Source organism: Microcoleus sp. AT8-A3 (assembly GCF_036705675.1).
Classification (GTDB): Bacteria; Cyanobacteriota; Cyanobacteriia; order Cyanobacteriales; family Microcoleaceae; genus Microcoleus.
In genome coordinates, this window is the sequence record NZ_JAUBVD010000046.1 from 14837 (window position 1) to 37511 (window position 22675).

The 22675-nt window shown below is 45.9% G+C and carries 23 protein-coding genes, 1 tRNA gene and 1 pseudogene; 12 read left to right on the plus strand and 13 right to left on the minus strand.

Features of this window, described 5'->3' with window-relative positions:
- Positions 1–439 precede the first annotated feature (439 nt).
- From QUB51_RS22565 to QUB51_RS22585, 5 genes are all read left to right on the plus strand, one after another.
- The gene (locus QUB51_RS22565; protein ID WP_333052131.1) at positions 440–643 is read left to right on the plus strand and encodes a hypothetical protein; all 204 of its coding nucleotides are present in this window, start codon (positions 440–442) and stop codon (positions 641–643) included.
- 29 nt (positions 644–672) lie between these two features.
- Positions 673–745, plus strand: a tRNA-His gene (locus QUB51_RS22570).
- A gap of 182 nt (positions 746–927) precedes the next feature.
- Positions 928–5232 (plus strand): AAA domain-containing protein, encoded by a 4305-nt coding sequence (locus tag QUB51_RS22575; protein ID WP_333263408.1) that lies wholly within the window; start codon positions 928–930, stop codon positions 5230–5232.
- Entirely contained in the window at positions 5210–6112 is a 903-nt protein-coding gene (locus QUB51_RS22580) for a hypothetical protein (protein WP_333263411.1), read from the plus strand. The genes QUB51_RS22575 and QUB51_RS22580 overlap by 23 nt, the downstream gene beginning before the upstream one ends.
- A gap of 223 nt (positions 6113–6335) precedes the next feature.
- Positions 6336–6530 (plus strand): hypothetical protein, encoded by a 195-nt coding sequence (locus QUB51_RS22585; RefSeq protein WP_333052140.1) that lies wholly within the window; start codon positions 6336–6338, stop codon positions 6528–6530.
- An 11-nt stretch (positions 6531–6541) separates the two neighbouring features.
- Here QUB51_RS22585 and QUB51_RS22590 read toward each other — a convergent pair.
- From QUB51_RS22590 to QUB51_RS22605, 4 genes and pseudogenes are all read right to left on the minus strand, one after another.
- Positions 6542–6655, minus strand: a pseudogene (locus QUB51_RS22590) (hypothetical protein); the annotation flags it as partial.
- Positions 6656–6811 carry an S-layer homology domain-containing protein gene (locus tag QUB51_RS22595; RefSeq protein WP_333052143.1) on the minus strand — a complete coding sequence of 52 codons (156 nt, stop codon included), beginning with the start codon at positions 6809–6811 and terminating at the stop codon, positions 6656–6658.
- A gap of 22 nt (positions 6812–6833) precedes the next feature.
- The gene (locus QUB51_RS22600) at positions 6834–7529 is read right to left on the minus strand and encodes a DUF3747 domain-containing protein (protein WP_333052146.1); all 696 of its coding nucleotides are present in this window, start codon (positions 7527–7529) and stop codon (positions 6834–6836) included.
- Positions 7530–7957: 428 nt separating this feature from the next.
- On the minus strand, positions 7958–8950 hold the full coding sequence (locus QUB51_RS22605; protein ID WP_333207776.1) for a ribose-phosphate pyrophosphokinase: 993 nt from the start codon (positions 8948–8950) through the stop codon (positions 7958–7960).
- A 743-nt stretch (positions 8951–9693) separates the two neighbouring features.
- On the opposite strand from QUB51_RS22605, the gene QUB51_RS22610 reads away from it, so the two are divergent.
- From QUB51_RS22610 to QUB51_RS22625, 4 genes are all read left to right on the plus strand, one after another.
- Positions 9694–10152 carry a GatB/YqeY domain-containing protein gene (locus QUB51_RS22610; protein WP_333052152.1) on the plus strand — a complete coding sequence of 153 codons (459 nt, stop codon included), beginning with the start codon at positions 9694–9696 and terminating at the stop codon, positions 10150–10152.
- A 403-nt stretch (positions 10153–10555) separates the two neighbouring features.
- A complete protein-coding gene (locus QUB51_RS22615) occupies positions 10556–12241 on the plus strand; it encodes a serine/threonine-protein kinase (protein WP_333263415.1) in 1686 nt (561 codons plus the stop codon).
- A gap of 60 nt (positions 12242–12301) precedes the next feature.
- The gene (gene bioD, locus QUB51_RS22620; protein ID WP_333263419.1) at positions 12302–13009 is read left to right on the plus strand and encodes a dethiobiotin synthase; all 708 of its coding nucleotides are present in this window, start codon (positions 12302–12304) and stop codon (positions 13007–13009) included.
- A 159-nt stretch (positions 13010–13168) separates the two neighbouring features.
- Positions 13169–14386 (plus strand): M20 family metallopeptidase, encoded by a 1218-nt coding sequence (locus QUB51_RS22625; protein WP_333052161.1) that lies wholly within the window; start codon positions 13169–13171, stop codon positions 14384–14386.
- Positions 14387–14594: 208 nt separating this feature from the next.
- Here the strand turns inward: QUB51_RS22625 and QUB51_RS22630 are convergent, their stop codons facing one another.
- The 3 genes from QUB51_RS22630 to QUB51_RS22640 all read right to left on the minus strand — a co-directional run bounded on the left by QUB51_RS22630 (position 14595) and on the right by QUB51_RS22640 (position 17533).
- Entirely contained in the window at positions 14595–15575 is a 981-nt protein-coding gene (locus QUB51_RS22630; protein ID WP_333052163.1) for an aldo/keto reductase, read from the minus strand.
- Between the two features lie 345 nt (positions 15576–15920).
- Positions 15921–17312 (minus strand): glycoside hydrolase family 10 protein, encoded by a 1392-nt coding sequence (locus tag QUB51_RS22635; RefSeq protein ID WP_333052166.1) that lies wholly within the window; start codon positions 17310–17312, stop codon positions 15921–15923.
- On the minus strand, positions 17303–17533 hold the full coding sequence (locus tag QUB51_RS22640; protein ID WP_333052169.1) for a hypothetical protein: 231 nt from the start codon (positions 17531–17533) through the stop codon (positions 17303–17305). Before QUB51_RS22640 ends, QUB51_RS22635 begins: the two co-directional genes overlap by 10 nt.
- Before the next feature lie 8 nt (positions 17534–17541).
- Here QUB51_RS22640 and QUB51_RS22645 point away from each other — a divergent pair, with 8 nt between their 5' ends.
- The 3 genes from QUB51_RS22645 to QUB51_RS22655 all read left to right on the plus strand — a co-directional run bounded on the left by QUB51_RS22645 (position 17542) and on the right by QUB51_RS22655 (position 20555).
- Entirely contained in the window at positions 17542–18807 is a 1266-nt protein-coding gene (locus QUB51_RS22645) for an FAD-dependent oxidoreductase (protein WP_333052171.1), read from the plus strand.
- A 126-nt stretch (positions 18808–18933) separates the two neighbouring features.
- Positions 18934–19596 (plus strand): DUF2834 domain-containing protein, encoded by a 663-nt coding sequence (locus QUB51_RS22650; protein WP_333052174.1) that lies wholly within the window; start codon positions 18934–18936, stop codon positions 19594–19596.
- 206 nt (positions 19597–19802) lie between these two features.
- A complete protein-coding gene (locus tag QUB51_RS22655) occupies positions 19803–20555 on the plus strand; it encodes a gamma-glutamyl-gamma-aminobutyrate hydrolase family protein (protein WP_333052175.1) in 753 nt (250 codons plus the stop codon).
- Positions 20556–20559: 4 nt separating this feature from the next.
- Here the strand turns inward: QUB51_RS22655 and QUB51_RS22660 are convergent, their stop codons facing one another.
- The 6 genes from QUB51_RS22660 to QUB51_RS22685 are packed head-to-tail and all read right to left on the minus strand — an operon-like array spanning position 20560 to position 22653.
- Positions 20560–20748, minus strand: coding sequence for a CPXCG motif-containing cysteine-rich protein (locus QUB51_RS22660; protein ID WP_006635525.1), 189 nt, complete (start codon positions 20746–20748; stop codon positions 20560–20562).
- A complete protein-coding gene (locus tag QUB51_RS22665) occupies positions 20732–21214 on the minus strand; it encodes an SRPBCC family protein (protein WP_333207782.1) in 483 nt (160 codons plus the stop codon). The genes QUB51_RS22660 and QUB51_RS22665 overlap by 17 nt, the downstream gene beginning before the upstream one ends.
- A 13-nt stretch (positions 21215–21227) precedes the next feature.
- Positions 21228–21581, minus strand: coding sequence for a transcriptional regulator (locus tag QUB51_RS22670; RefSeq protein ID WP_333052181.1), 354 nt, complete (start codon positions 21579–21581; stop codon positions 21228–21230).
- Positions 21582–21585: 4 nt separating this feature from the next.
- Positions 21586–21915 carry a type II toxin-antitoxin system RelE/ParE family toxin gene (locus QUB51_RS22675; RefSeq protein ID WP_333052183.1) on the minus strand — a complete coding sequence of 110 codons (330 nt, stop codon included), beginning with the start codon at positions 21913–21915 and terminating at the stop codon, positions 21586–21588.
- Positions 21916–21956: 41 nt separating this feature from the next.
- Entirely contained in the window at positions 21957–22370 is a 414-nt protein-coding gene (locus QUB51_RS22680; protein ID WP_333052185.1) for a transcriptional regulator, read from the minus strand.
- The gene (locus tag QUB51_RS22685; RefSeq protein ID WP_333052186.1) at positions 22345–22653 is read right to left on the minus strand and encodes a type II toxin-antitoxin system HigB family toxin; all 309 of its coding nucleotides are present in this window, start codon (positions 22651–22653) and stop codon (positions 22345–22347) included. The genes QUB51_RS22680 and QUB51_RS22685 overlap by 26 nt, the downstream gene beginning before the upstream one ends.
- Positions 22654–22675: the final 22 nt, after the last annotated feature.

The following is a 22675-nucleotide window of genomic DNA, read 5'->3' on the forward strand; positions in this document are numbered from 1 at the left end:
GATAACTGTCCCGCTTCTGGCGTTGTATTTTTTGGGCGGGCGGGACACCCCACAAGCATTTCATCTGAGATGTTGCACCATTCTCAATCAGGCTTTTAGGGGCGGGCTAGAAGAGCCCACCCTAAAAGAAATTCATTCTTTGTGGAACAGGCCGGAAAGCCTGTTCTTAAAAATGGTGTCAGAGGTGAGTTTTATCAAGCTGGACTGTAGATGCGCCTGGGCTGATAAGGCTATTTTAATGCGCGGGATCGAATCGGGACGCTGCCAGAGCTGCCGAACCCGGGCCCCATGACCGAAAGCATCCAGGATACCCGCCACGTGGTTCATCCGTGGAGACATAAAAAACCTGTATCCGATAAAGGAGCCCCCGAATTTATCTCGCGCAAGTCAATGCTTCAATTCTAAAATCTAAAATCTAAAATCTAAAATCTAAAATCGATTGAGTGCTGGGGGCGGGATAATTGCCGTTGGCGAAGCCCTCGAAGAGGCTCGCACAGGCCGATCGCTCACCCCGATCGCACAGAGCGAAAATTGTGCTAAACTCCTACTGTGCTTGGAATTTGAGGCACCATCGATCTGTCCGGTTCAGGGACGCTCAGAAATATTTCAAAATATTTTTGCCTTACCCCTAGACTTGTGCTGAGATATGATGCTATAGTTAAAACTGATACGGCGAGCGTAGCCAAGTGGTTAAGGCAGTGGTTTGTGGTACCACCATTCGTGGGTTCAAGTCCCATCGTTCGCCCTTTTGATTCTCAACTGTTTAATTCGATCGCCCGTTGCCTGTACGGTAATTTGCGATGGTCGTAGGGTGTGCAATGCACACCTTAATTTTTTTTGGGATGTCGCGGTTCTGTCGGCACAAGTTCCGATGTGCTAATCTTAAATCCAATCTAAAATCTAAAATCTAAAATCTAAAATCAAAATATGCCATCTTTAGTAACAGAAGATTGGGGATATAAATTTAGTGGCGATCGCACAATTAATAAGTTTATTCGGGATATAGAAGGAGAAGCTGCTTTAGGGAAATATTGCGATTGGGAATGCAAAGAACGTGCGGAAATTCTGATGTCGGAGATAGCTGGCAAATCCCACAATCTTTTCTACGTGCGTCGCCAAAAGGTAAATGAGAGATTTTCCGAAGAAGAAATCTGGGAATTGCTGCTTGCTACGGATGGAGATGATTTTGAATTACCTCAATTGTTGCAAAAAGCAGATCGCACTTTGCGGTTGTTAGCAACTGTACGCTGTGAAGACGGAATCGGCGGTTTAAAACTGCTGGATGCTGGTTTGGTGGCGCTTCCCAGAGGGAGGAAAGATGGGTATTCTTTGCCGGTTCAGTTGCGACTTTTGGCTAACAGTAGATCGCCAATTCCTGTAAAGTCGATCGCCCGCGTCCAACAAATGCCATTTTGGGACGACAGGCACATACCGACTACCGAACAACTAAAGGTTTGGCATACTTTTTTAAATGTAGAAAAACGCATTGCGGAAGCGCGTCAATTTTGTGTACCTTTCCGAGGACACAATTACGGTTCCGGCTTCAAAATCGTCACTTTTGAAATCGATCGTAATTCCGCAACTCTTGACGGCTACGAGGAAAATCCCTTACAAGTGGGCGACTTTCGCGACAGGCTGAAAAAAGCCAGAAATGAAGAAATTATCCTGTTTGATTCGCCGCCCGGAAGCAGAAGCAGCCGCGACGGAGAGACATTGGGTAGCATCGCCGAAATTGACTTTGAACATAGTAAATTACGCATTAAGTTAGATGTTGATTTAGGAGCTCGCATGGCGGGCGGCAGATATCAAATGCCCAAACAAGGATTCTTGTATTTTGAGGCTGCGGGCGATATTAGTCAGATCGAACGAAAGAAAAAAGCTTTAAAAATGCTGACAGATGGGCGCGCTCAAAATCCCTATTTGAGTGAGTTTTTATTCGACTCTTCTCAGGCGAGAAAGCCCGAAAAACTGATTAAATTGGATCGGGAAAACTTATTAAATCGCAATGCTAATGAGGACCAACTTGCTGCCGTAGAAACTGTGCTTTCGGCGCGGGATTTAATTTTGATTCAAGGCCCGCCGGGAACGGGCAAAACGACTGTGATTGCGGAAATTTGCTATCAAATTGCCCGTCAGGGTGGCAAAACGCTCATTGCTTCCCAAGCAAATTTGGCTGTAGACAATGCTTTGAGTCGGTTAGTTCACAATCCGGCGATTCGGGCTTTGCGGAAGGGAAAAGCTCATAAGGTGCAGGAAGAAGGGCAGCCGTTTTTGGAGGAAAATGCGATCGGCACTTGGCTGCAAAATACGGCGACAGACTGCGAACAAAAGCTCTCGCAGCGCCTGACTAATGTCAAATCTTTGCGGCAGTTGGTGGCAGAATCCGAGCGATTTACCGCCTACTGTGCCGCAGAGAGAGATTTTTTTAATGAACTAAAACACCTGCACGACAGTAAAGCAAGTATTGAGGAAAAGTGCAACCAGCAAGCAACCAATTATGAACTAATTTTAACCGAAAAAAGCGAGATTGAATCGGTGGTTTCGGGGCTAGAAAATCTACTGGATGCGCCGCAAGTTAACTGGGAATCTCCAGAAGTTGCCGAGTTTATGCCCCGACTAAAACCCTATTCAGAAGGCAATGTTTTAGTAGAAAACTTTATGGCAAAGGTTCGGATTGCTGCTAGCAATGCTATTCAAATAGGGTTCGATCGCCCTGCTTGCGGCGCGTTTGGGATTGCGGTTTGGCTGCAGGAAACTGTAGCAGCGCAAATATCGGAATTTAAGACGGCATTCGATCGCGCGGATGATGTTTGTCACGCTATGTCGGCGGTTGCGGAGTCGTTGCGGGTGTCGCGGCAGATGTCTGAGGCTGTGAATCAACTCGAATTGGGCGATCGGCAAAATCAGACGCACCGCCACAATCTCGAACAGAAAATCAAGAATTTGGAACTGCGAAAAGCGGAAATTGCAGCCGTTGTCGTCGCCGTTGCACAGTGGATTGAGACGGCGGATACGGGACTATATGAAGTCGTGAAAACTTGCTGGGAAACGGGCGCAATGCTGACGGATGATATGGTAGAATTGCCCGCAGGATTGCTGAAAATTGCCCGATCGCTCAAATTGCCGATCGTGCCGCCCAAATGCAAAATCAATTTGCCCGATTTGGATCGGTTGCAAAAGGCGATATCCCACGAAGAAAGCGCAGGTTTTAAGGATATACAAGGGCAACAATTTCGGTTTAGCGAGTTTCTGCACCTAAATTTGAGTCAAACGCCGATCGTGCTCTCTGCGGGCGATCGTACACAGTGGCAGCAACTAGCTAAAGACTTCGCCAGCTACTCCCAAGTCAGCCAAAGTCAGCGCAAATTTATCATCGAAAAAGCAGCGACTTTCTTAGCTAGCATTCAACAATTTTACAGTCAATCCTTGCAGCCAAATAATATCCAGGCTACGTTCGATCGCCTAGTCAAAGAATTGCTGCACAGTATCCTAGCAAATGCCCGTCAGTGCGTGGTTCCCCTGAAAACCGAAACCGAACAGCAGCTTATAAAACAGCAACAATTATTAGATAAAATCGGTCAAACCTTGAGCCAGCAGCAAATATCCGCCGCTAAACTTCAGGTAGAAACAGCGCAGCAAGAGGCAAACTTAAAAATTAGCGAAGTTACTACTTTGTTGCAAGCAATTTTCCAACAGCCAAACGTACCTGAAAAATTGCGAATTTTATCCGAACAATATCTCGCCCAAAAATCGAATATTTGGGAGCAACCGCAGCAGTTTGTCAAGCAAGTTGAGGCTTGGAAAGCCAGCACGATTCAGCTTGAAAAATCCATTGCTGACTTAGATCCTTTTGGTGTTTTGGAGACAATCAAAAACACTCTTGACGAGCATTTATCCCCCCTGCGAATTGCGGCTGCAACTTCGCAGCAGCAACTCGCTCAACTACAAGCAGAATTGAGCGAAATTAATGCTCAACTGCAACAGCAGCAACCAACAGCAGCATTACTTGTTGAGAGAAATTGGTGGGAGTCAGCATGGCAAACTATCCCGACTCAATATCAGCCAGAAGTTCCGAATACAGGATTATTCACCGTAGCTTTTTTGAACAAAATTAAGCGTTTATTCAAAACTTGGCAACGTAAATTAGAACAAGAAGAAACCGCACTAAATCGCTCTCAAACGTTTGTGACAGATTGGATTCAAAAACTCCGCAATCCATCAGAAAAAGACCGCAACGATTTAAAGCAAATTTATATTGACAATGCTAACGTAATCGGCATTACTTGCGTGCAAGCTGCTAGTTTCGATTTTACTAAAAACTTTCCCAGCTTTGATGCAGTTATCATTGACGAAGTTAGCAAATGCACTCCGCCAGAGTTGTTAATTCCCGCTTTGAAAGGCAGAAAGTTAGTATTAGTGGGCGATCACAGGCAATTGCCGCCGATGTTTAATCAAAGTACGATCGACGATATTGCCGAAGACATCGGCTGTACAGGAGACGAACTTAACTTTATCAAAGAATCGCTGTTCAAAGTTTTGTTTGAAACTGCCAGCGACAGCATCAAAAAAATGCTGACAACTCAATACCGAATGCACCCACAAATCATGGGCGCAATCAATCAGTTTTACCAGCAAAAACTCAACTGTGGCATTCAGGAAGCTGACACCAAACGCGCCCACAACCTCGCAGGTAAAATTATTCAAGAAAATAATCACATTCTGTGGGTGAAAACGCCGATAGGACAAGGGTTTGAAGAGGAAAAGCAGGGGACTTCGCGGTTGAATGTCAAGGAGATTGATGCGATCGAGCGTTTGTGCGAACAAATGGAGATAGCTTGGCAGCCCAAAGTTGCCGACGGTGAACCACCGAAAGAAATCGGAATTATCACTTTTTATGCTGCTCAATTAAATGCAATTAAAGACAGAATCGAAGGCGAAAGATTCCCAGCTTTGAGCATCCGTACTGGTACGGTTGACATATTTCAAGGCATGGAAAGACCTGTAATTATTGTCAGCACAGTGTGCAATAATGTTAGGGGCGATATTGGATTTGCTAAGGAACCGGAACGGGTGAATGTGGCATTTTCCCGCGCTCAAGAATTGCTGGTAGTTGTCGGCTGCCACGATTTATTTACCCAACAAACAGGTACAGTGGGGAAAATGTATCAGGAAGTTTCAAAAACGGTGCGTCACTGCGGAGGTTTTGTAGATGTTTCTAGCGTCCTCAACTAAACCAATAGACTCGAATTTAAGTTCGCTAGCCGAACAAATTGAGCAACAAAATCCGGGTTTGTCAGTGTTGGCGGCGCGTCAATTCCGCTTCGCAATCCGCCAAACTCCGCTGGAGGTGGCGGTTAGCGAACCGCGCGAGTTTAACGTGTTGGAAGAGTTCATTTTGCGGGCGGGTGTTGAGTTTGAACCTGCACCAACTTTGAAGGAATTGGCGGATTTGCTGGGGTTGGACGAGATTTTTGTGAAGACTACGGCGGCGACTCTGGTTAGTTTGGAAAGCTTGGAGGTGGCTGAAAATGGAAAAATTGCGTTAGCGAAGCCCTCGAAGAGGATCGCCCCACAAGGGAGAAATTTTTTCGAGAAAGGTGCGGTTAGTCGATCGCAAATTCAATCACTTTATGCCATTTCCGATCCGCTGAATCAAACTCTTACCTTTAAATTCGATGCTTTAGCCGCAGAATCGGTCAACTTACCCGATTTAGCAGATTTAGTTTCGCTCGAACATAAAATTACTGACCTTGCGAATTTAAGTCTAGCAGAAATCCAGCCGTTAATTCAAGATTCCGGCTTAGGAATTCACGCCCCACAAAACGGCAAAATTGTCTCTGCTTGCGATGTCGTCGGCGACGATTTAGATATTTGGCAAACAGTCTCGGTTTTTGTGTTGCTAGATGCGATCGAAAATAAAACTACTATTCAAGTCCGACAGGGAAAACAAATATTAGAAACTGCTTCAAACTTGCTAAACGAACTTGAATCGCAACAAAAACTTTCCTTAAATGACTTTTGTAACTCAACCTCAGATATCGCACAGCAAGAATTAGAGACAATCCCGGTTCCGAAAACTCCTAAAAAGCTATCTAAGAAGAAACCCAAGTAAACGATATGATGAAATCTAAAGTCCTGATTACGAACTGGTTTGTAATCAGGACTAAAGTCCTGATTAACTGATATCTTGCACCCTTCTCAATTACTTGTTTAGGAACGGGCTCTCCGGCCCATTCCACAATAAAATCAAGTTTTGTGGAACGGGCCGGAGAGCCCGTTCTTGAAAAGATTACAACATAATATAAGTATTAACAAACAAATGAGGTAATTGTGCAATGGACAAACTAGCTCAATATCGTCAATATGTTCAGACATTAATGAGCCGTTATTCTAAAAAAGTTTTAGACGGCTCTTTAGCAACTAAATTTGGCTGCATTCCCGCCGAAAAACCGAATTCCGCCTCTCGACGGCGCACCCCCATCAATTCAGCGCGAGTGACGGGCTGGGTAGGTTTAAAAGTTCCATCTTGATAGCCGCTAACTATCTTGTTGTCCCGCGCAAATAGAACTTTTCCGGCACTCCAGTGGGAAATAGGAACGTCGCTATAGGGAGGGATAGAAACATAGCTAGGAAATGTGATATTAGCACCTTGTATTCATTTCAAGAATTCCCAAACTAAAGATACCAATTGCTCTCTGGTAACAGCAAGTTGTGGTCGAAAGGTATTATCTTGAGAAAACCCGGCTACAAACCCCAGGTTCACAGCTTCTTTAATTTCGGAAGCGTAGATATCATCGGTAGCTATCTCCAAATTGTAGAAAAGGCAGTATTGCCTACGGTATTGGTATTTCCTGCGGTATTGGCTGCGGTATTGGTATTTCCTGCGGTATTGGCTGCGGTGTTGGCTGCGGTGTTGGTATTGGTATTGGTATTGGCTGCGGTATTGCTTCGGTATTGCCTCCGGTATTGCCAATTTCTTCCGGTGCGGCTTGATTGGTAGTGAAATAAAAGTGACCTAATGTGCGGCCTTGATAAGCTCTTTTGCTCAAGCGCCAAGCAGGATCGAGAGTGATTTTCATAAATTCGTTAGCATCGCCATTTGTGCGGCCTATTACCACCGATTTACCTTGGTAATCTACGGGAGTTCCAATTAGTAGAACATCGCCATCAACAATTTCCAAAGTCAGGGCGTATTTTAATGCTAAATCGGTGCCTGCCATGCGAATTGAAAAGCCGTTGCTGTCTGTTGCACGGCCACAAATACCGGTGAAATCAAAACTAACTAATAATGGATCGACTTTCACGGGATTAGAGCCACTTTCGCTCCAGCATTGTCGCGTGTTAGATACCTGTTCTACAATTAGCAATTGGTAGCCGCCGGAAGGGCGGGGTTGGGCGATGACAATTACTCGGTCTTGGTTAATTTCGGTTTCGTCAAAAGTAAATGCTTTAGCCGAACCGATCGCGCCAAGTGTTAAAATTGCTGAACCTGCCAGTGCGGCCACTGTTCGTACAAGTGAATGTTTCATGATTTTTCCCTATTGGCTCCTTATTGTGATGAGACTTATCTAGAATATAAAAAAGTCGCCCTCTTCCAACAACAAGATAGAATTTTACCATCTCTTGTTCCGGTGGTACCAAGTGCGATCGGCGATCGTCACCTTGGTTCGTAGCGAAAACTCAAGTCCGAGCGAATTTTATGAGGGCGTTAGTCCTCAGTACAAACTTATAACCGTTATTTTACCGAGGAACTTGATAAGCTGTTCGACCTCTAAATTGTATTTTCCGGGCGGGCGGGACGCCCACTCACAAGAATTTGATGGGACTTGAGAGTAAAATTTAGATGAGCCTGGGCTGATTACTTGGGGGAAACGATCGCACTATTGGGCAAAAAAACGGTGCGTTACACTCTTGTTAACGCACCCTAAAACAAACATTCAAAAAGTGTCTTTGCCCTCTAGCGGAACATACTGCTAACAGAACTATCTTCGTGAATCCGCCAAATAGTTTCTCCGAGCAAATTGGCTACCGAAAGCACCGTCAACTGCTTAAAACGGTTCTCTTCCGGCACAGGAATTGTATTCGTAACAATTACCTCTTCCAAAACCCCGCTAGACAAACGCTCGATGGCTGGAGGCGAAAACACCGCATGAGTAGCACAAGCATAAACCTGCCTCGCACCCTCGTGGCGCAACAATCTCGCGCCCTCAGAAATCGTGCCGGCAGTATCGATCATGTCGTCCACCAAAACAGCAGTTTTGCCCCTGACATCACCGATGAGGTTCATCACTTCTGCCACGTTGTGAGCTTGGCGGCGCTTGTCAATAATTGCCAGGGGAGCATCACCAAGCTTTTTGGCAAAAGCTCTCGCCCTAGCGACTCCGCCAACATCCGGCGAAACCACAACAATATCCGTCAATTGCTTGCTCGCCAGATAATCCAAAAGCACCGGCGAACCGTAAACGTGATCGAAAGGAATGTCAAAATAACCTTGAATTTGAGCCGAGTGCAAATCCATCGCCAAAATGCGACCTGCCCCAGCTTCCGTAATCAAATTAGCCACTAATTTTGCCGTAATCGACTCTCTTCCGGCCGTTTTGCGGTCAGCCCTAGCATATCCGTAATAGGGAATGACAGCAGTAATTTGTCTAGCCGAAGCGCGGCGACAAGCATCGATCATAATTAACAATTCCATCAGGCGATCGTTTACCGGACAGCAAGTTGGCTGAATCAAGTAAACATCGCAACCCCGAATCGATTCTTGAATTTGAACGTAGAGTTCCCCATCAGCAAACCGCTTGCGAACCATCGGCCCCAAATCGATCCCCAGATAGCGAGCCACCTCTTGGGCGAGGGGAATATTAGCAGAACCGGAAAACAGCCGCAGACGGTCATGGGCGGAAATTGGCGGCTCGGGAAGCGGAAGCGGTAAAGTAGCAGAACGGATCACAGCAGGCCTCTTGCAGGACGTTTATTCCATCGCTATCTTACCATCTGAAACTAGAAATATTCAGCCAATTTTTTAAGAGATTTAACATTCGAGGCGACCACAAGTGTTAAGTTAGGCGAATTGAATAGGACTTGCAGAAATATGTCCGAGAAACCGGGTTTCTAGCCCACATTCGACACCTTCAACGGTCACAATCGGTTTTTACTTATTTTGATCCAGCAATAAAACTATAAATTATACTAAAATACCGTATATTAACGGATAAATTACTTTTAAAAGGCATAATTTATTACTTTAAAGATAGAGTTTTCTGCGTAATTATGCTGTGTGACACCCCAGGGTGTGGAATGTGGGTTCTAGCTGAAATGTTGCACCATTGTCAATAAGCTTTTTAGGAACAGGCTGGACGGCCTGTTCCACAAGAAAATCTACTCTTTGTGGAACAGGTCGTCCAGCCTGTTAAGCGAGAATGGTGCAAGATGTGAGTTCTAGCGAACTCTGTACTGGCAGAAGTACGATCGCACTTGTGCCCCTGCGTCTAAAAGTTCTAGGGTGAGTCAATTTGGGGGTGAGGCTGCACTTGCAGTCTCACCCCCAAATTCCGTCGAAAGCCGAAGGCATCCGGGTTCAAGGCGATAAAAATGCCACCAACAGGCAATAAACTGGAAAAATACTGTAAAAAAAGTTAAGAATCGGAAGCACACTTCAGATTTTTGATATCGGGCAAAGCAAGGTAGAAATCGATGAGCTTAAGAGAACGCATTGACGCAGAAATCAAAGCAGCTATGAAGTCCAAGGACAAAGTTCGCTTGGAAACAGTTCGCGGCATCAAGAAATTTATTCTCGAAAAAGAAGTCAGCCTCCGTCCCTCCGGGCAAGAAACGCTGACAGAAGCTCAAGAAATGGAAATTTTGATGCAAATAGCCAAACAGCGCCGGGATTCGATCGAACAATACCGCAAAGGTGGCCGCGAAGATTTAGTGGCACAAGAGGAGGCGGAGTTGGCAATTGTTGAAGAGTATTTGCCGGCGCAGATGTCAGACGAAGAGGTGAGTCAAGTCGTTGACGAAGTGATTGCTTCGGTTGGCGCTACTTCTGCAAAAGATATGGGCAAGGTGATGGGCAAGGCAATGCAGCAGCTTAAGGGCAAAGCAGACGGTAACAGAATTCAAGACATGGTGAAAGCAAAGCTTAGTCAGTAGTCAGTAGTCAGTAGTCAGTAGTCAGTAGTCAGTAGTCAGTAGACATCTCCCATAAATAATCTCAAGCTTTATAGAGATGTAGGGCTTAGGTCGGGGGCGACAATTTATTAGGGCTAAGGCCAAAAAACCCGGTTTCTACGAAAAATCGTGCATTTCTCCCTTGAGATATTGACGCAGAAACCGGGTTTTTGATCGGATCTGCAGGTGGCAACCTCTGTGTTTTCGTGAAAAAACCCGGTTTCTGACCATCATTGCGTCCAAGAATGTCATAAAAAATGTAAAATACTAACTTTGGTCGGGACTGGGGACTACAGATAGTGAAGTATGCTCAAGAGCATTAAAGACCTAGCATTACTAAGTCTGTGAGCGATCGTCTATTTTTTAACAGTTTCTACTTAAACTTATGCAGCCACCTATTGCTATTGGAACTCTCCTACAAAACCGCTACCGCTTGGTGAATATTTTAGGTCAAGGAGGATTTGGCCGGACTTATTTAGTAGAAGATTTGGGACGGTTTCAAGAACGCTGCGCCCTGAAGGAATTGATTCCGGTGCAAAGCGGGCCATACGTTTTGGAAAAATCGAAGGAATTGTTTCAAAGAGAGGCGGCAATACTTTACCAAATTGGGCACCCACAAATTCCCCAGTTTCGAGCAATATTTGAAGAGAACCAGCGTTTGTTTTTAGTGCAGGATTACGTGGAAGGGATGACTTACCGCGAACTGTTGCTCGATCGAACTTCAAAGGGTCGCACCTTCACCGAAGCCGAAGTGTTGGTATTTATCCGGCAAATGCTGCCGGTACTGGCTCACATCCACGCCCGCGGCATCATCCACCGCGACATCTCCCCAGAAAATATAATTCGGCGCGAAAACGACCAGTTGCCGGTGCTGATTGACTTTGGAGTGGTGAAGGAACTCGCCACCAAAGTCCAGTCTCCCGAAGGAACAGCCCACGCGACAACAGTCGGTAAAATCGGCTACGCACCGATGGAACAGTTGCAAAGCGGGCGGGCAACAGCCAGCAGCGACCTCTACGCTTTAGCCGTAACGGCGATCGTCCTGCTGACAGGCAAAGAACCGCAGGAATTGCTCGATCAAACAACGCTGCAGTGGAATTGGCAGCAGCAAGCGCAGGTGAGCACGGGTTTGGCTTTGGTGCTAAATCGGATGTTGAGCCGATCTCCGGGCGATCGATATCAATCTGTCAGCGAAGTCGCCCAAGCACTCGACGCCCAAACTAATCCTAAACCTAGCCAGCCAACTGTACCGCCCGCGCCAGTAGTGGTGCAGACAAACCCTTCGCTAATAGCAACGGTGGCCGTGGGCAGGCCGCCAGAGCCCGCCGCCCAGAGTTCCCACCCCCAAAAAAACCAGCCAGACCCGTTAATTGAGCCTGCTGCCGACACTTTTTGGGACAATCCCATTGCTGCGATCGGACTGCTGGCCGGCTTAGTAATCTTGACGGGCTTCGGTTCCTGGGCTTTAGTCGGCTCATTTCTCAACAATTCGCGCCCCAAACCCACTCCGACACCGCCAGCACTTACAAGTCCGACGCCGACACTAACTCCGGTACCAAACCCGCTACCTTTGCCAACCCCAACCCCGCAACCTTTGGCAACCCCAAGCCCAGAACCTTTACCAGAACCAAGCCCAGAACCTTTGCCGGAACCAACCCTAGAACCTGTGCCGGAACCAAGCCCAGAACCTTTACCAGAACCGAACCCAGAACCTTTGCCTGAACCAAGCCCAGAACCTTTACCAGAACCAAGCCCAGAACCAAGCCCAGCGCCAACTCCGACCCCAGCGCCGACTCCAGCGCCGACTCCAGCGCCCAAACCTGCGCCCAAACCGGCGCCCGCACCCAAACCAACACCCGCGCCGTCGCCAACACCGTCGCCAACACCAGCACCAACTCCCGCGCCAACACCGGAACCAGCCCCAACACCCGCGCCCTCGCCGGAACCAGCGCCAACACCGGAACCATCGCCGGAACCGGAACCAACTCCTGCACCGTCGCCGGAACCGGAACCGGAACCCGCGCCGGAACCGGAACCAGCACCAACACCCGCACCATCGCCCGAACTATAAACTTCTGGCAAAATTCCCCTAGACTGAGGTTGAGGCCAATTACTTGTTAGCTATTTGCCAATGAACTCGCTGCTAATTGCTGGAACTGATACCGACGCGGGCAAAACTGTTTTGACCACCGCTCTGGCTGCTTATTGGCAAATGTATTTTCCCGATCGCAGTTTGGGAATTATGAAACTCATGCAAACAGGAACGGGCGATCGCGAACTCTACACCCGTTTGTTTGCCCTCGACCAATCCCCCGAAGAACTCAATCCGCTGCACTTTGATGCGCCTCTAGCACCACCAATTGCAGCCGAACGGGAGGGGAGACGTATCGAACTCGAAAAGGTCTGGACAGCGTGGCAAAGCCTCTCTGAACGCAAGGATTTTGTGTTGGTGGAAGCTTTGGGAGGGCTGGGATCGCCTGTAACGTGGGAACTGACGGTGGCCGATATTGCTAGGGATTGGCGGCTGAGAGGGGTTTTGGTAGTACCTGTGAAGTTGGGGGCGATCGGGCAAGCTGTGGCGAATGTTGCTCTCGCCAAACACACTGGTTTTAAGCTCAGAGGAATTGTGCTCAATTGCGTTAAAGCTTATTCTGAACAAGAAATTGCCGATTTAGCGCCCGTTGACTTGATCCAGTCGCTGACTCAAATACCTGTGTTGGGTATTTTGCCGCATTTAGATGACCCGACTGACCTTGCTAAATTAGCTAAAATTGCTTCAGATTTAGATTTAGAACAGTTACTGCCAGGGGTTAATTTAGTTCCTCAGACTTCTAAATAACCCTATTCTCAACACCTCTCTTTCTCATTCTTCTCTTCCTCTGCGTACTCTGCGTCCTCTGTGGTTAAAAACTAAGATTTTATTTGAACCGCAGAGAGCGCAGAGAGCACAGAGAAAGAAAAGAGAGAGTTTTACAAATTGCTATAAGGAGAATAAAACATGGTTTCTACTTTACCGAATTTAACCTCTGTCGATTTATCTCAGTTGCGGCTGGAAATTAGAAATTTGCAGCCTCAGCTAGTCGAATGGCGTCGCCTTTTGCATCAAAGGCCGGAGTTGAGTTTTGATGAAAATTTAACGGCGCAGTTTATCTCACAAAAGTTGCAGGAATGGGGCATTGAGCATGAAACTAATATTGCTAAAACTGGTATTGTCGCCACTATAGACAGCGGCAAACCGGGGCGGGTTTTGGCAATTCGGGCGGATATGGATGCTTTGCCTATTCAAGAAGAAAATGAGGTGGATTATCGATCGCAGCATGATGGAATTATGCACGCTTGCGGCCACGACGGCCACACTGCGATCGCCCTTGGTACTGTCTGTTATCTTGCTAAGCACAAACACAGCTTTTCGGGGAAAGTAAAATTTATCTTTCAGCCCGCCGAAGAAGGGCCAGGAGGCGCAAAACCGATGATTGAAGCGGGAGTTTTGAAGAATCCTGATGTTGATGCGATCGTCGGTTTGCATTTGTGGAACAATCTACCTTTGGGCACTGTAGGCGTCCGCAGCGGCGCGCTGATGGCGGCTGTGGAAGTTTTTGACTGCACGATTTTTGGCAAAGGTGGGCACGGTGCAATGCCACATCAGACTGTGGACTCGATCGTAGTTACAGCCCAAATTGTCAGCGCTTTGCAGGCTATTGTCGCGCGGAATATTGACCCGATCGACTCAGCGGTAGTAACTGTCGGCAAATTCCACGCAGGCCACACCCACAACGTGATTGCCGATACTGCTCAAATCGGTGGTACGGTGCGCTATTTCAATCCTGCATATCAAGGTTATTTTGCACAGCGAATCGAGCAAGTAATTGCTGGAATTTGTCAGAGTCACGGCGCTAATTACCAATTAGATTATTGTGCGCTTTATCCGCCAGTTATTAATGATTCGAGAATAGCTGAATTGGTGCGCGGCGTCGCAGAATCCGTTGTCGAAACTCCTGCAGGAATCGTGCCGGAATGTCAAACAATGGGCGGCGAGGATATGTCGTTCTTTTTGCAAGAAGTCCCCGGTTGTTATTTCTTTTTAGGTTCGGCAAATCCAGAGAAAAACTTGGCTTACCCGCACCATCACCCGCGTTTTGATTTTGATGAAACTGCGCTGGGGATGGGTGTAGAAATGTTTGTGCGGTGTGTGGAAAAGTTTTGTGTGAATCAATGAAAGATTGTGTCATTCGGTGGGGGCGGGTTTATGAGATTATTGATTTTAGGCAATGATAGTTTGTAAAACCCGCCCCTACAGCAATCATATCTATTTAATTCGATCTCTTGCACCCGCCGTCAAAAAACTGTAGGGGCGGGTTCACCAAAAGATTTAAAGAATGCAGACAGCTTAAATAAACCCGCCCCCACCCCACGCGAGAGTCTTTTTACCGAGTTTGAAAGATATTCTGCACCATTTTTTTATCTACACTCGCCGCCGCCTTATCCAATTCGGCAATCTCCCCGGAGTCTAACTCCCACCCCAAAGCACCAATATTATCCCTCGCCTGTGCCGCAGATTTCGCCCCCGGAATCGGAATAGTTTCTTTGCAGATGCACCAGTTGATTGCTACCTGCGAAACAGTCTTGTTTCTGAATGCCGCTATTTCTCGCAAACATTCCAAAAGCGATCGCATTCCCGGAAGTAGCTGCTTGCACGCCAAACCTCGAATACCTTTAGGAAGAGGGCCGTTTTCGGAATATTTACCCGTCAGCAACCCCAAGGCTAGAGGACTGTAAGCAATCAATTTTATCCCCAATTCATCGCAAACATCTTTCAATCCAAGTTCTGTCACTGGATAGGTAGAAAGTAGCGAATATTGCACTTGTAAAGTAACAATAGGAATTTGGCGATCGCTAAATCTTTGATGCACCCATTTCAGCCGTTTCGGCCCGTAATTAGACAAGCCCACTCCCTTGACCAATCCTTGCTCGTAAAGGTCAGCCAGACCATCCAAAAGAGCCCCCTCTTGCCAAGGAGCGTAATTAGCTGTAGACCAGTGCATTTGCACCAAATCTACATTTTTTCCGAGGCGCGCCGCAGAGGCTTTGCCAGCCGATATCATTGATTGTCGCGTCAGTCTCCAAGGATAAGCAGCCAGTTTTGTCGCAATACAAATACTCTCTTTATTTGCACCTTGATATTGTTGAGAAAACAGCCCCAAAAGCTGTTCGCTACGTCCGTTTAATTTCCCCGTTCCGTAAGAGTCCCCGGTATCGAATAAAGTGACACCGTTACTAACACAAAGATTGAAAACGGCTTGCAATTCCTCGTCCATACTTTCATTGTAGCCCCAGAGGAATCTGTTGCCCCATGCCCAAGTGCCGCAGCCCATTTTTGGAAGTAAAATTTTTTGGTTAGTTGGCATTTTTTGATGGTAGTTGTTGGTAATACGGATATTTTATAGGAACATAATTCGGTATCCCCTAGCCCCCAGTAGAGCTGTTTCATACTGCCACAGGCTGCCAGGGACTCAAGTCCCTGTCTAATAGCATAAGTCGGTTAAAACCGACTGAAATAGTAATCTCAATTTTGAAAATTAGAGTTACACATATATTCTGCGCTAACTCTATACAAAAACAGCTTTGATAGAATTGCTACAGTCGTCTTTAGACGACTTCAGCTATGAGACAGGGGTTTAAACCCCTGTCGGACTGTCGGACTAATGGCACACCCTACAAAGTTACTAATGACTGATGACTCTTTAATTCTTTTACGTGGTTGGTGATGGCGAAGGTGGGCTGTTTTTGGTAGGTTGCTCTGGCTTAGCTTTGGGGTCTGGTTTTGGTGGCGCAGGTGGAGGGAAAGTCGCCGCGCGTCTGGGTATTTGTAGCGCTGTTCGGAATGCAGAAGACGGGAAGAAAGCACTAAATTGAGAAAGTCGAACTGCTAGAGGTTCGGGTGCATATTCCCACAAGCTTTCGTAGTAGAAGAAAGCGGCGCCTAAGCCGTATTCTTGGACTGCTCGCACCTGAGATTTAATTTGCTGAATCGGTACTGGGTTATTTCTCAAACCAGTCATAATCCCAACTCCGGTGGGAATTTTTTGCTGTGCTTCTTGCATTTCTGGACGGTTAAGCTTGTCTACAAATGATTCTAGATTGGAACGGTAGACTTGCACGATTAGCTCGTCGGCAATATCCAAACGCACCCAAGTCAGCCAATCTTGTAGGTGATGTTTGTAAGCAAACTCGTAGTAATTGGGAGAAATTGAGAAAATTGCATTGGGTTTGACTGCTTTGACGGCTTGATTTAGCTGCGACATAAAAGCGGTGATTTTATTGGCTCGCCACCGCACCCATGCTGGGTTTTGAAAATCTTTTGGCGGAGCTTTTTTTGTTTCTTTGGTATACAAAGCAACTGTGTAGTCATCGTATCCAAATTCAGACGGCAAACTCATGTGATCGTCAAATTGAATGCCGTCGGCGTTGTATTGAGTGGTAATTTCTAGTACGAGTTTGGTAATGAATTGCTGAACTTCTGGATGAAAGGGATTGAGCCAAACTACTTCGCCACCTGCACCGATTGATGTTTGGCTGCCGTCCTGTTTTTGTGTCAGCCAATCGGGATGATTTAAGGCTAATTCTGAGGTGGGAGGAGCCATGAAACCAAACTCAAACCAAGGAATTACTAGCAGGCCTTGGCGGTGAGATTGAGCGATTAAATCGGCGATCGTATCTTGTCCGTCTAACCCTCTGTAAACAAAGGGTTGAATGTCTTTTTGCTGCGCTACATTGCTGGGATACATTGCATAGCCAGAATTCCAGACTACGGGATAGATTGTGTTAAAATTTAACCGTTTTAGTTTGCTGACAGCATCTCCTAGTTTGCGACGATCTCTGAGGATGTCTTTGTCGTTTGTCGTCATCCAAACGCCGCGAATTTCCTGGCGGGGTTCCTGGGCGATCGCCGGAATGAAGTTGTTCGCCAGCAATACTATAATGAATGAGAGGGCAAACAGAAGCGGGAAAAGAGTTTTAATCGATCGCTGCCAACGGCGCGGAATGATGCGTAATGTCATAGTTTTGAATGGTGAGTTAGCTATTGAAACACACCCTGGCATAATTTGGTGATAAAATTTGCTCGCTCTACAGTCTACAGCCATTTGCGCTGAATGTGGAATCGGTTAACTGAAATGGGTGAATTGATGTGCTGCGATCGCAACTGAGCCAAGTATAATCTGCGATACAGAGGGTAGGTGACAGGATTCTGTCTAACTGCTGGGAAATCATTAATTACGCACTGCCAGCTTTCCTTACCGGACAGTGCGGCCCCAGGAGTGCGAGTGCTGTACAATATTGGTGCTGGAACATCTCGATCGAACATCTGTAATTGTGAAACATTTAGTGTTAATTGGCGGCGGTCACAGTCATGCTATCGTATTAAAAATGTTCGGTATCAACCCGCTGCCCGGTGTGCGTTTGACTCTGATTAGCGACGTGCTGCACGCGCCTTATTCCGGGATGCTGCCGGGACACGTTGCCGGGTTTTACGATTATGATGAATGTCACATTGATTTGCGATCGCTCGCGGAATTTGCCGGGTGTCAAATATTGGTCGATCGGGCGATCGCGATCGACCTTAACAAAAATTTAGTTATTTGTCAAACTTGTCCTCCGATTAATTTTGATGTGCTTTCTGTGGATATCGGCAGCACTCCTGCGACTTTATCTGTACCGGGTGCGGCAGAATATGCAATTGCAGCTAAACCCGTACCGGAGTTTTTATCTAGCTGGAATCAGTTAATTTCCGAAAGGCAAAACTCTCTCCAAAAACTGCTGCGGATAGCCATTGTCGGCGGCGGTGCAGGCGGCGTAGAATTAGCATTAAATATGCAATCTCGATTGGGGAAGGAAGAAGGGTTCGGCAACAGATTGTGTAACGGATTTAACGGATGGATATTAAGGTACAGCGAAAGACGTAAGAGAGAAAAGGGAAGGGGGAAGAAAGAAGAAGAATTAGAAATTCATTTGTTTCACAGCGGTGCGGAATTGATGCAGGGACACAATCAGCGGGTGCGTCGCCGCCTTCAAGAAATTCTCATAAGTCGCGGCATTCAATTGCATTTAAAGGAAAAAGTTTGTGCTGTAAAAAAAATCGAGAGGGAAACCAATCCTCAATTCCCTACCAATTACCAAATTTCCTGTAAATCCGGTTTAAAATTAGAGTGCGATCGCATATTTTGGGTGACACAAGCATCGGCAGCCAATTGGATAAGAGAATCCGGTTTAGCAGCCGACTCAAACGGCTTTATGCAAGTCAACGATTGCCTGCAATCAGTCTCTCACCCCAACGTATTTGGGGCTGGCGATATCGCTGCGATGGTTAATTATCCGCGCCCCAAAGCAGGCGTTTTTGCCGTGCGTCAGGGCAAACCGCTGTTTGAGAATTTGCAGCAGTTTTTATTAGAAAAACCGCTGAAACCCTTTGCACCGCAGGAACAGTACCTAGGGTTAATTGGTACTGGGAATAAAAGGGCGATCGCATCTCGCGGCAATTTCATGTGGGAATCACGGTTGTTGTGGTATTGGAAAGATTGGATCGATCGCCAATTTATGCAAAAATTTAGCAATCTGCCCAAAACCCGCCATACCAAATAGCAATACATTCAAATATTCTCCTCTGTTCCTCTGCGTTCTCTGCGTCCTCTGCGGTAAAGAAAAAAAGTATTATTCAAAAACCCTTTAAGCTTGCTATAGTAATATCAGAAGTCAGAAAAACTAACTATGTTCAGAAAAATTGGATTTGGGCTGCTTTGGATTGCATTTATCACCTACGCCTTTGTATTTGCACCACCCGACAGCCCTGAAAAAACCATCACACTAATTACCAATATTTCCACAGGCAAAATAGCAGACATCAACCCTTTAATTGTAGCGTTATTCAACCTCATGGGAGTCTGGCCGCTCATCTACAGTTGCGTCTTATTTGCTGACGGCAGGGGCCAGAAAATACCTGCATGGTTATTTGCCACTTTATCCTTTGGCGTCGGCGCCGTTGCCTTGCTGCCTTATTTAGCCCTGCGCGAACCTAATCCAGAATTTGCCGATCATAAAAATATCTTTTTAAAGATATTAGACTCCCGTTTTACTGGAATTTTCTTAACATTAGCTGCGGTTGGTTTAGTTGCCTTTGGCTTGACAAACGGCGATTGGTCTGATTTTATTCAGCAGTGGCAAACCAGCCGTTTTATCCACGTAATGAGTTTAGATTTTTGTATGCTTTGCCTACTATTTCCTGCCTTATTAGGAGACGATATGGCGCGCCGAGGAATGCAGAACTCTACAGCATTTTGGGCAGTAACATTAGTGCCGCTGTTCGGGCCGTTGGCTTATCTTTGCACGCGCAAACCGCTGCCGGAAACTAATACTAAAACTGTTACAAATTAGACAGCAGTGCTGGTAATTTTCAGTTTAATCTATGGATCATCCATCACAAGTAATCAGAGAAGAAACAGGCAAGATGCCTGTTTCACAATAAGTAAGTTTTATTGTGGGGAGTAGGGTTGGGCTTATAGCCCGCCCATGAAACACTGATTACAAATAGTGCCAAATCTGAGTATGAATGTAAATAATTATCTCCCAGTCTCTAGCAAATGAAAAAATTTCCTATTGTTGGCATCACAACATACAACCGCTGTCCAGCAGGCGAATATCGCTTAAATGGAACTTATATTGATGCAGTTCAGGCGGCTGGTGGCATTCCGATTTTACTGCCTCCCAATCAATTAGATCCGGCTAGTATTTTGGATGCAGTAGATGGTTTGATTTTTTCCGGGGGCGGAGATATCAACCCAGAACTTTATGGCGGTTATGTCGATCGCACAGTTTACTCGGTTAATGCAGAACGCGACAATTTTGAATTAAGCTTAGCAAAGCTAGCTTTGAAGGCTGACATACCTGTGTTGGGGATTTGCCGGGGAATGCAAATGTTGAACGTAGCCAGCGGCGGCAGTTTGGTGATTCACGTACCGGATGCTTACGGAGACGAGGTTAATCACGGATCGGGAATTCCCCCGCGCGCGATCGAGCATACCATTGAAATTGAACCCAACAGTCGGCTAGCAAAAATTATGGGAAAAACTTCAACAACAGTTGTTTCCTGGCATCATCAAGCAGTGCGAAAGGTAACATCCGATTGGCGAATTGTAGCCGATGCACCTGACACTTTGGTAGAAGCAATGGAGCACTGCTATCACCCTTGGATGATAGCAATTCAATGGCACCCAGAAATGTCGCCAAACTGTTCGGTAAACTCTCGAATTTTTCAGGCTTTCGTAGAAGCAGCAGCTTCAAGATTTATGAATTCTACCAAGTCAGAATCCCAAGCAATTCCTACATTTTTGTAGTCACTTATTCTTGATAGTCAGTATCTATTTCAATATCCAGGGTATCTTCATCTATTCTGACATACAGAACATTCGGGCGACAGCAAACCTGACAATCTTCGATATAAGATTGCTCCATACCACCGCTGATATCAACAAAAGTTGTACTCGGTTCGCCGCAGAAAGCACAGTAATATTCAGCCGTTGTTTGCATTTTTCTCGCACTCTCTTTTTGTGACTTCGTGGCGGTAGCGAAACATATCTGTTAACCGCATTTCCACCCACCAACCTAACAGCAAATCGACAATCGGGCCGCCGGGAATCGAAAATGCGTTAGCGAAGCCCTCGAAGAGGATCGCATCTGTCAATCTAGTCTTGCCATTTTCTGCTGTAAACTCGTGTCGGTGAACCCAACGTGCCATTGGCCCCTCAGTTTGTTCATCAACAAACAACCGATATTGTTCGCACTCAGTGTGAGTCGCCACCCATTTTACAGGAATCGGCCCCAATAACAGGCGAAATTCTGATACAGCACCCACATCGAGTCCCCCTTCGTGGCGAATGATTTTCACCGGTTGCCAAGGCGGAGTCAAAAGTTGCAGAATGTCGGGCCTTTCGTGAAAGTTCCAGACTGTTTCAACAGTTGCATTAATTAGGGATGAATATCGAAAATTAGGCATTTTGTAGATTAAGTTAAACAGTTATTTGCGATCGCGTTTCAGCATTTGCAGTATTATCCTCTGTATCAGTACAAACAGCAACAGTTAGTCTCAATCCCAAAGCATTCAGCCAAGTTCCCAGATTATAAATCGCATCACTTCCTTGCTGCGACAGCAATTCATCCAGTTTTTTTAAGTGCAATTCATATTGTTCAGGAGTCATTTTTGGTTGACCCAAAGCTTCTGCTACATCGCTGAGAGCTCGTTTTAGCAGTTCAGGTTCCGGCTCTTCCTCCTCTAATGTCGCCGTTATATAGGCGGCTGACAATGCCGGGTTTTTTCTCAGAGATTCAATCAAAAACGGATGATAAGGTAGGCTTTTAGGCATTGTCTTAACTCCTATAATCTGTCCAGTATTCTTTAGCTTGGCGGATATCTCTGTCTTGAGTGCTTTTATCGCCTCCGCAGATGAGAATCACAATTGTTATTCCTATTTGTCCAAAATAGATGCGGTAGCCAGGCCCATAATTGATTTTGAGTTCGCATACGCCTTCCCCCACGGATCGATAATCTCCTAAATTACCATCAGCAATTCGGTTAAGCCTAGATATAATCTTGGCTTGAGCATTGATATCTCTCAGCGAATCAAACCACTGATCGAAAGGCACTTTGTTATCTGGCGTCGTATAACGCTGAATTTCTCTCGGTTGGACTTCGGGCATAATTATATTATAGTGCGTCACTCATCCCAGTATCCTGGCAATTAATTATACTCAAGAAATGCCACAGGGGAAAGATGGAAAAACTTAGCTAACTTTTGAATTTGACTCGCCGTCAGTTCCCGCTTTCCCTTCATCACCTCAGATACCCAAGACTCGGATTCAAAAATATCAACCAAATCTTTTTCTTGAATATTGTCTTCAACCATCAATGCTTTCAGTAGTGCGATACCTTTCAAAACTGGCATTGGCTCATGTTTTTGTTCGTAATCATAAACAAGAGTACCCAACACGTTTAAGTAATCCCGATCGTCCTGCGTGAGATTTCTCCGACTCACAATAGAATCAATCCGATTTTGTGTAGCGATTAACTCAGCTTCACAAGTAATGGGACGCGGTGGAAAAGTTGTGATTATCTCAATATAGTAGCTACTAGGAGTTTTTAAACCAGTCGTCATTTTTCCAGTTCTCCTTATTATATTCTGCATGAGTTAAAACACAGCGGACAAACACTATCTGGTATTCATAATCGATAAAAGCAATTAACCGATAGTTATTGCCACCAATATTAAATACCGTAAAGCTACCTACTAAGTCAGCCGAAGGAAATACTTTACGAATATCTACTAAACTTTGCCATTCAGCATCACAGCTACGCTGATACCATAGCAACAGACTTGTTTCAGCATTGGGGTGTGTTTCCCAAAATTCTTTTAGTCGTTTTCGGCTAATGACACGCATGAGGCTATTATAATCTAATTTA

Excerpts from the sequence above, each read along its gene's own strand:
- QUB51_RS22660 (WP_006635525.1), bottom strand. The coding sequence starts at position 20,748 with ATGCAAACAACGGCTGAATATTACTGTGCTTTCTGCGGCGAACCGAGT.
- QUB51_RS22575 (WP_333263408.1), top strand. The coding sequence starts at position 928 with ATGCCATCTTTAGTAACAGAAGATTGGGGATATAAATTTAGTGGCGAT.
- QUB51_RS22665 (WP_333207782.1), bottom strand. The coding sequence starts at position 21,214 with ATGCCTAATTTTCGATATTCATCCCTAATTAATGCAACTGTTGAAACA.
- QUB51_RS22585 (WP_333052140.1), top strand. The coding sequence starts at position 6,336 with ATGGACAAACTAGCTCAATATCGTCAATATGTTCAGACATTAATGAGC.
- QUB51_RS22625 (WP_333052161.1), top strand. The coding sequence starts at position 13,169 with ATGGTTTCTACTTTACCGAATTTAACCTCTGTCGATTTATCTCAGTTG.
- QUB51_RS22615 (WP_333263415.1), top strand. The coding sequence starts at position 10,556 with ATGCAGCCACCTATTGCTATTGGAACTCTCCTACAAAACCGCTACCGC.
- QUB51_RS22630 (WP_333052163.1), bottom strand. The coding sequence starts at position 15,575 with ATGCCAACTAACCAAAAAATTTTACTTCCAAAAATGGGCTGCGGCACT.
- QUB51_RS22580 (WP_333263411.1), top strand. The coding sequence starts at position 5,210 with ATGTTTCTAGCGTCCTCAACTAAACCAATAGACTCGAATTTAAGTTCG.
- QUB51_RS22655 (WP_333052175.1), top strand. The coding sequence starts at position 19,803 with ATGAAAAAATTTCCTATTGTTGGCATCACAACATACAACCGCTGTCCA.
- QUB51_RS22650 (WP_333052174.1), top strand. The coding sequence starts at position 18,934 with ATGTTCAGAAAAATTGGATTTGGGCTGCTTTGGATTGCATTTATCACC.
- QUB51_RS22635 (WP_333052166.1), bottom strand. The coding sequence starts at position 17,312 with ATGGCTGTAGACTGTAGAGCGAGCAAATTTTATCACCAAATTATGCCA.
- QUB51_RS22670 (WP_333052181.1), bottom strand. The coding sequence starts at position 21,581 with ATGCCTAAAAGCCTACCTTATCATCCGTTTTTGATTGAATCTCTGAGA.
- QUB51_RS22640 (WP_333052169.1), bottom strand. The coding sequence starts at position 17,533 with ATGTTCGATCGAGATGTTCCAGCACCAATATTGTACAGCACTCGCACT.
- QUB51_RS22610 (WP_333052152.1), top strand. The coding sequence starts at position 9,694 with ATGAGCTTAAGAGAACGCATTGACGCAGAAATCAAAGCAGCTATGAAG.
- bioD (WP_333263419.1), top strand. The coding sequence starts at position 12,302 with ATGAACTCGCTGCTAATTGCTGGAACTGATACCGACGCGGGCAAAACT.
- QUB51_RS22600 (WP_333052146.1), bottom strand. The coding sequence starts at position 7,529 with ATGAAACATTCACTTGTACGAACAGTGGCCGCACTGGCAGGTTCAGCA.
- QUB51_RS22680 (WP_333052185.1), bottom strand. The coding sequence starts at position 22,370 with ATGACGACTGGTTTAAAAACTCCTAGTAGCTACTATATTGAGATAATC.
- QUB51_RS22685 (WP_333052186.1), bottom strand. The coding sequence starts at position 22,653 with ATGCGTGTCATTAGCCGAAAACGACTAAAAGAATTTTGGGAAACACAC.
- QUB51_RS22675 (WP_333052183.1), bottom strand. The coding sequence starts at position 21,915 with ATGCCCGAAGTCCAACCGAGAGAAATTCAGCGTTATACGACGCCAGAT.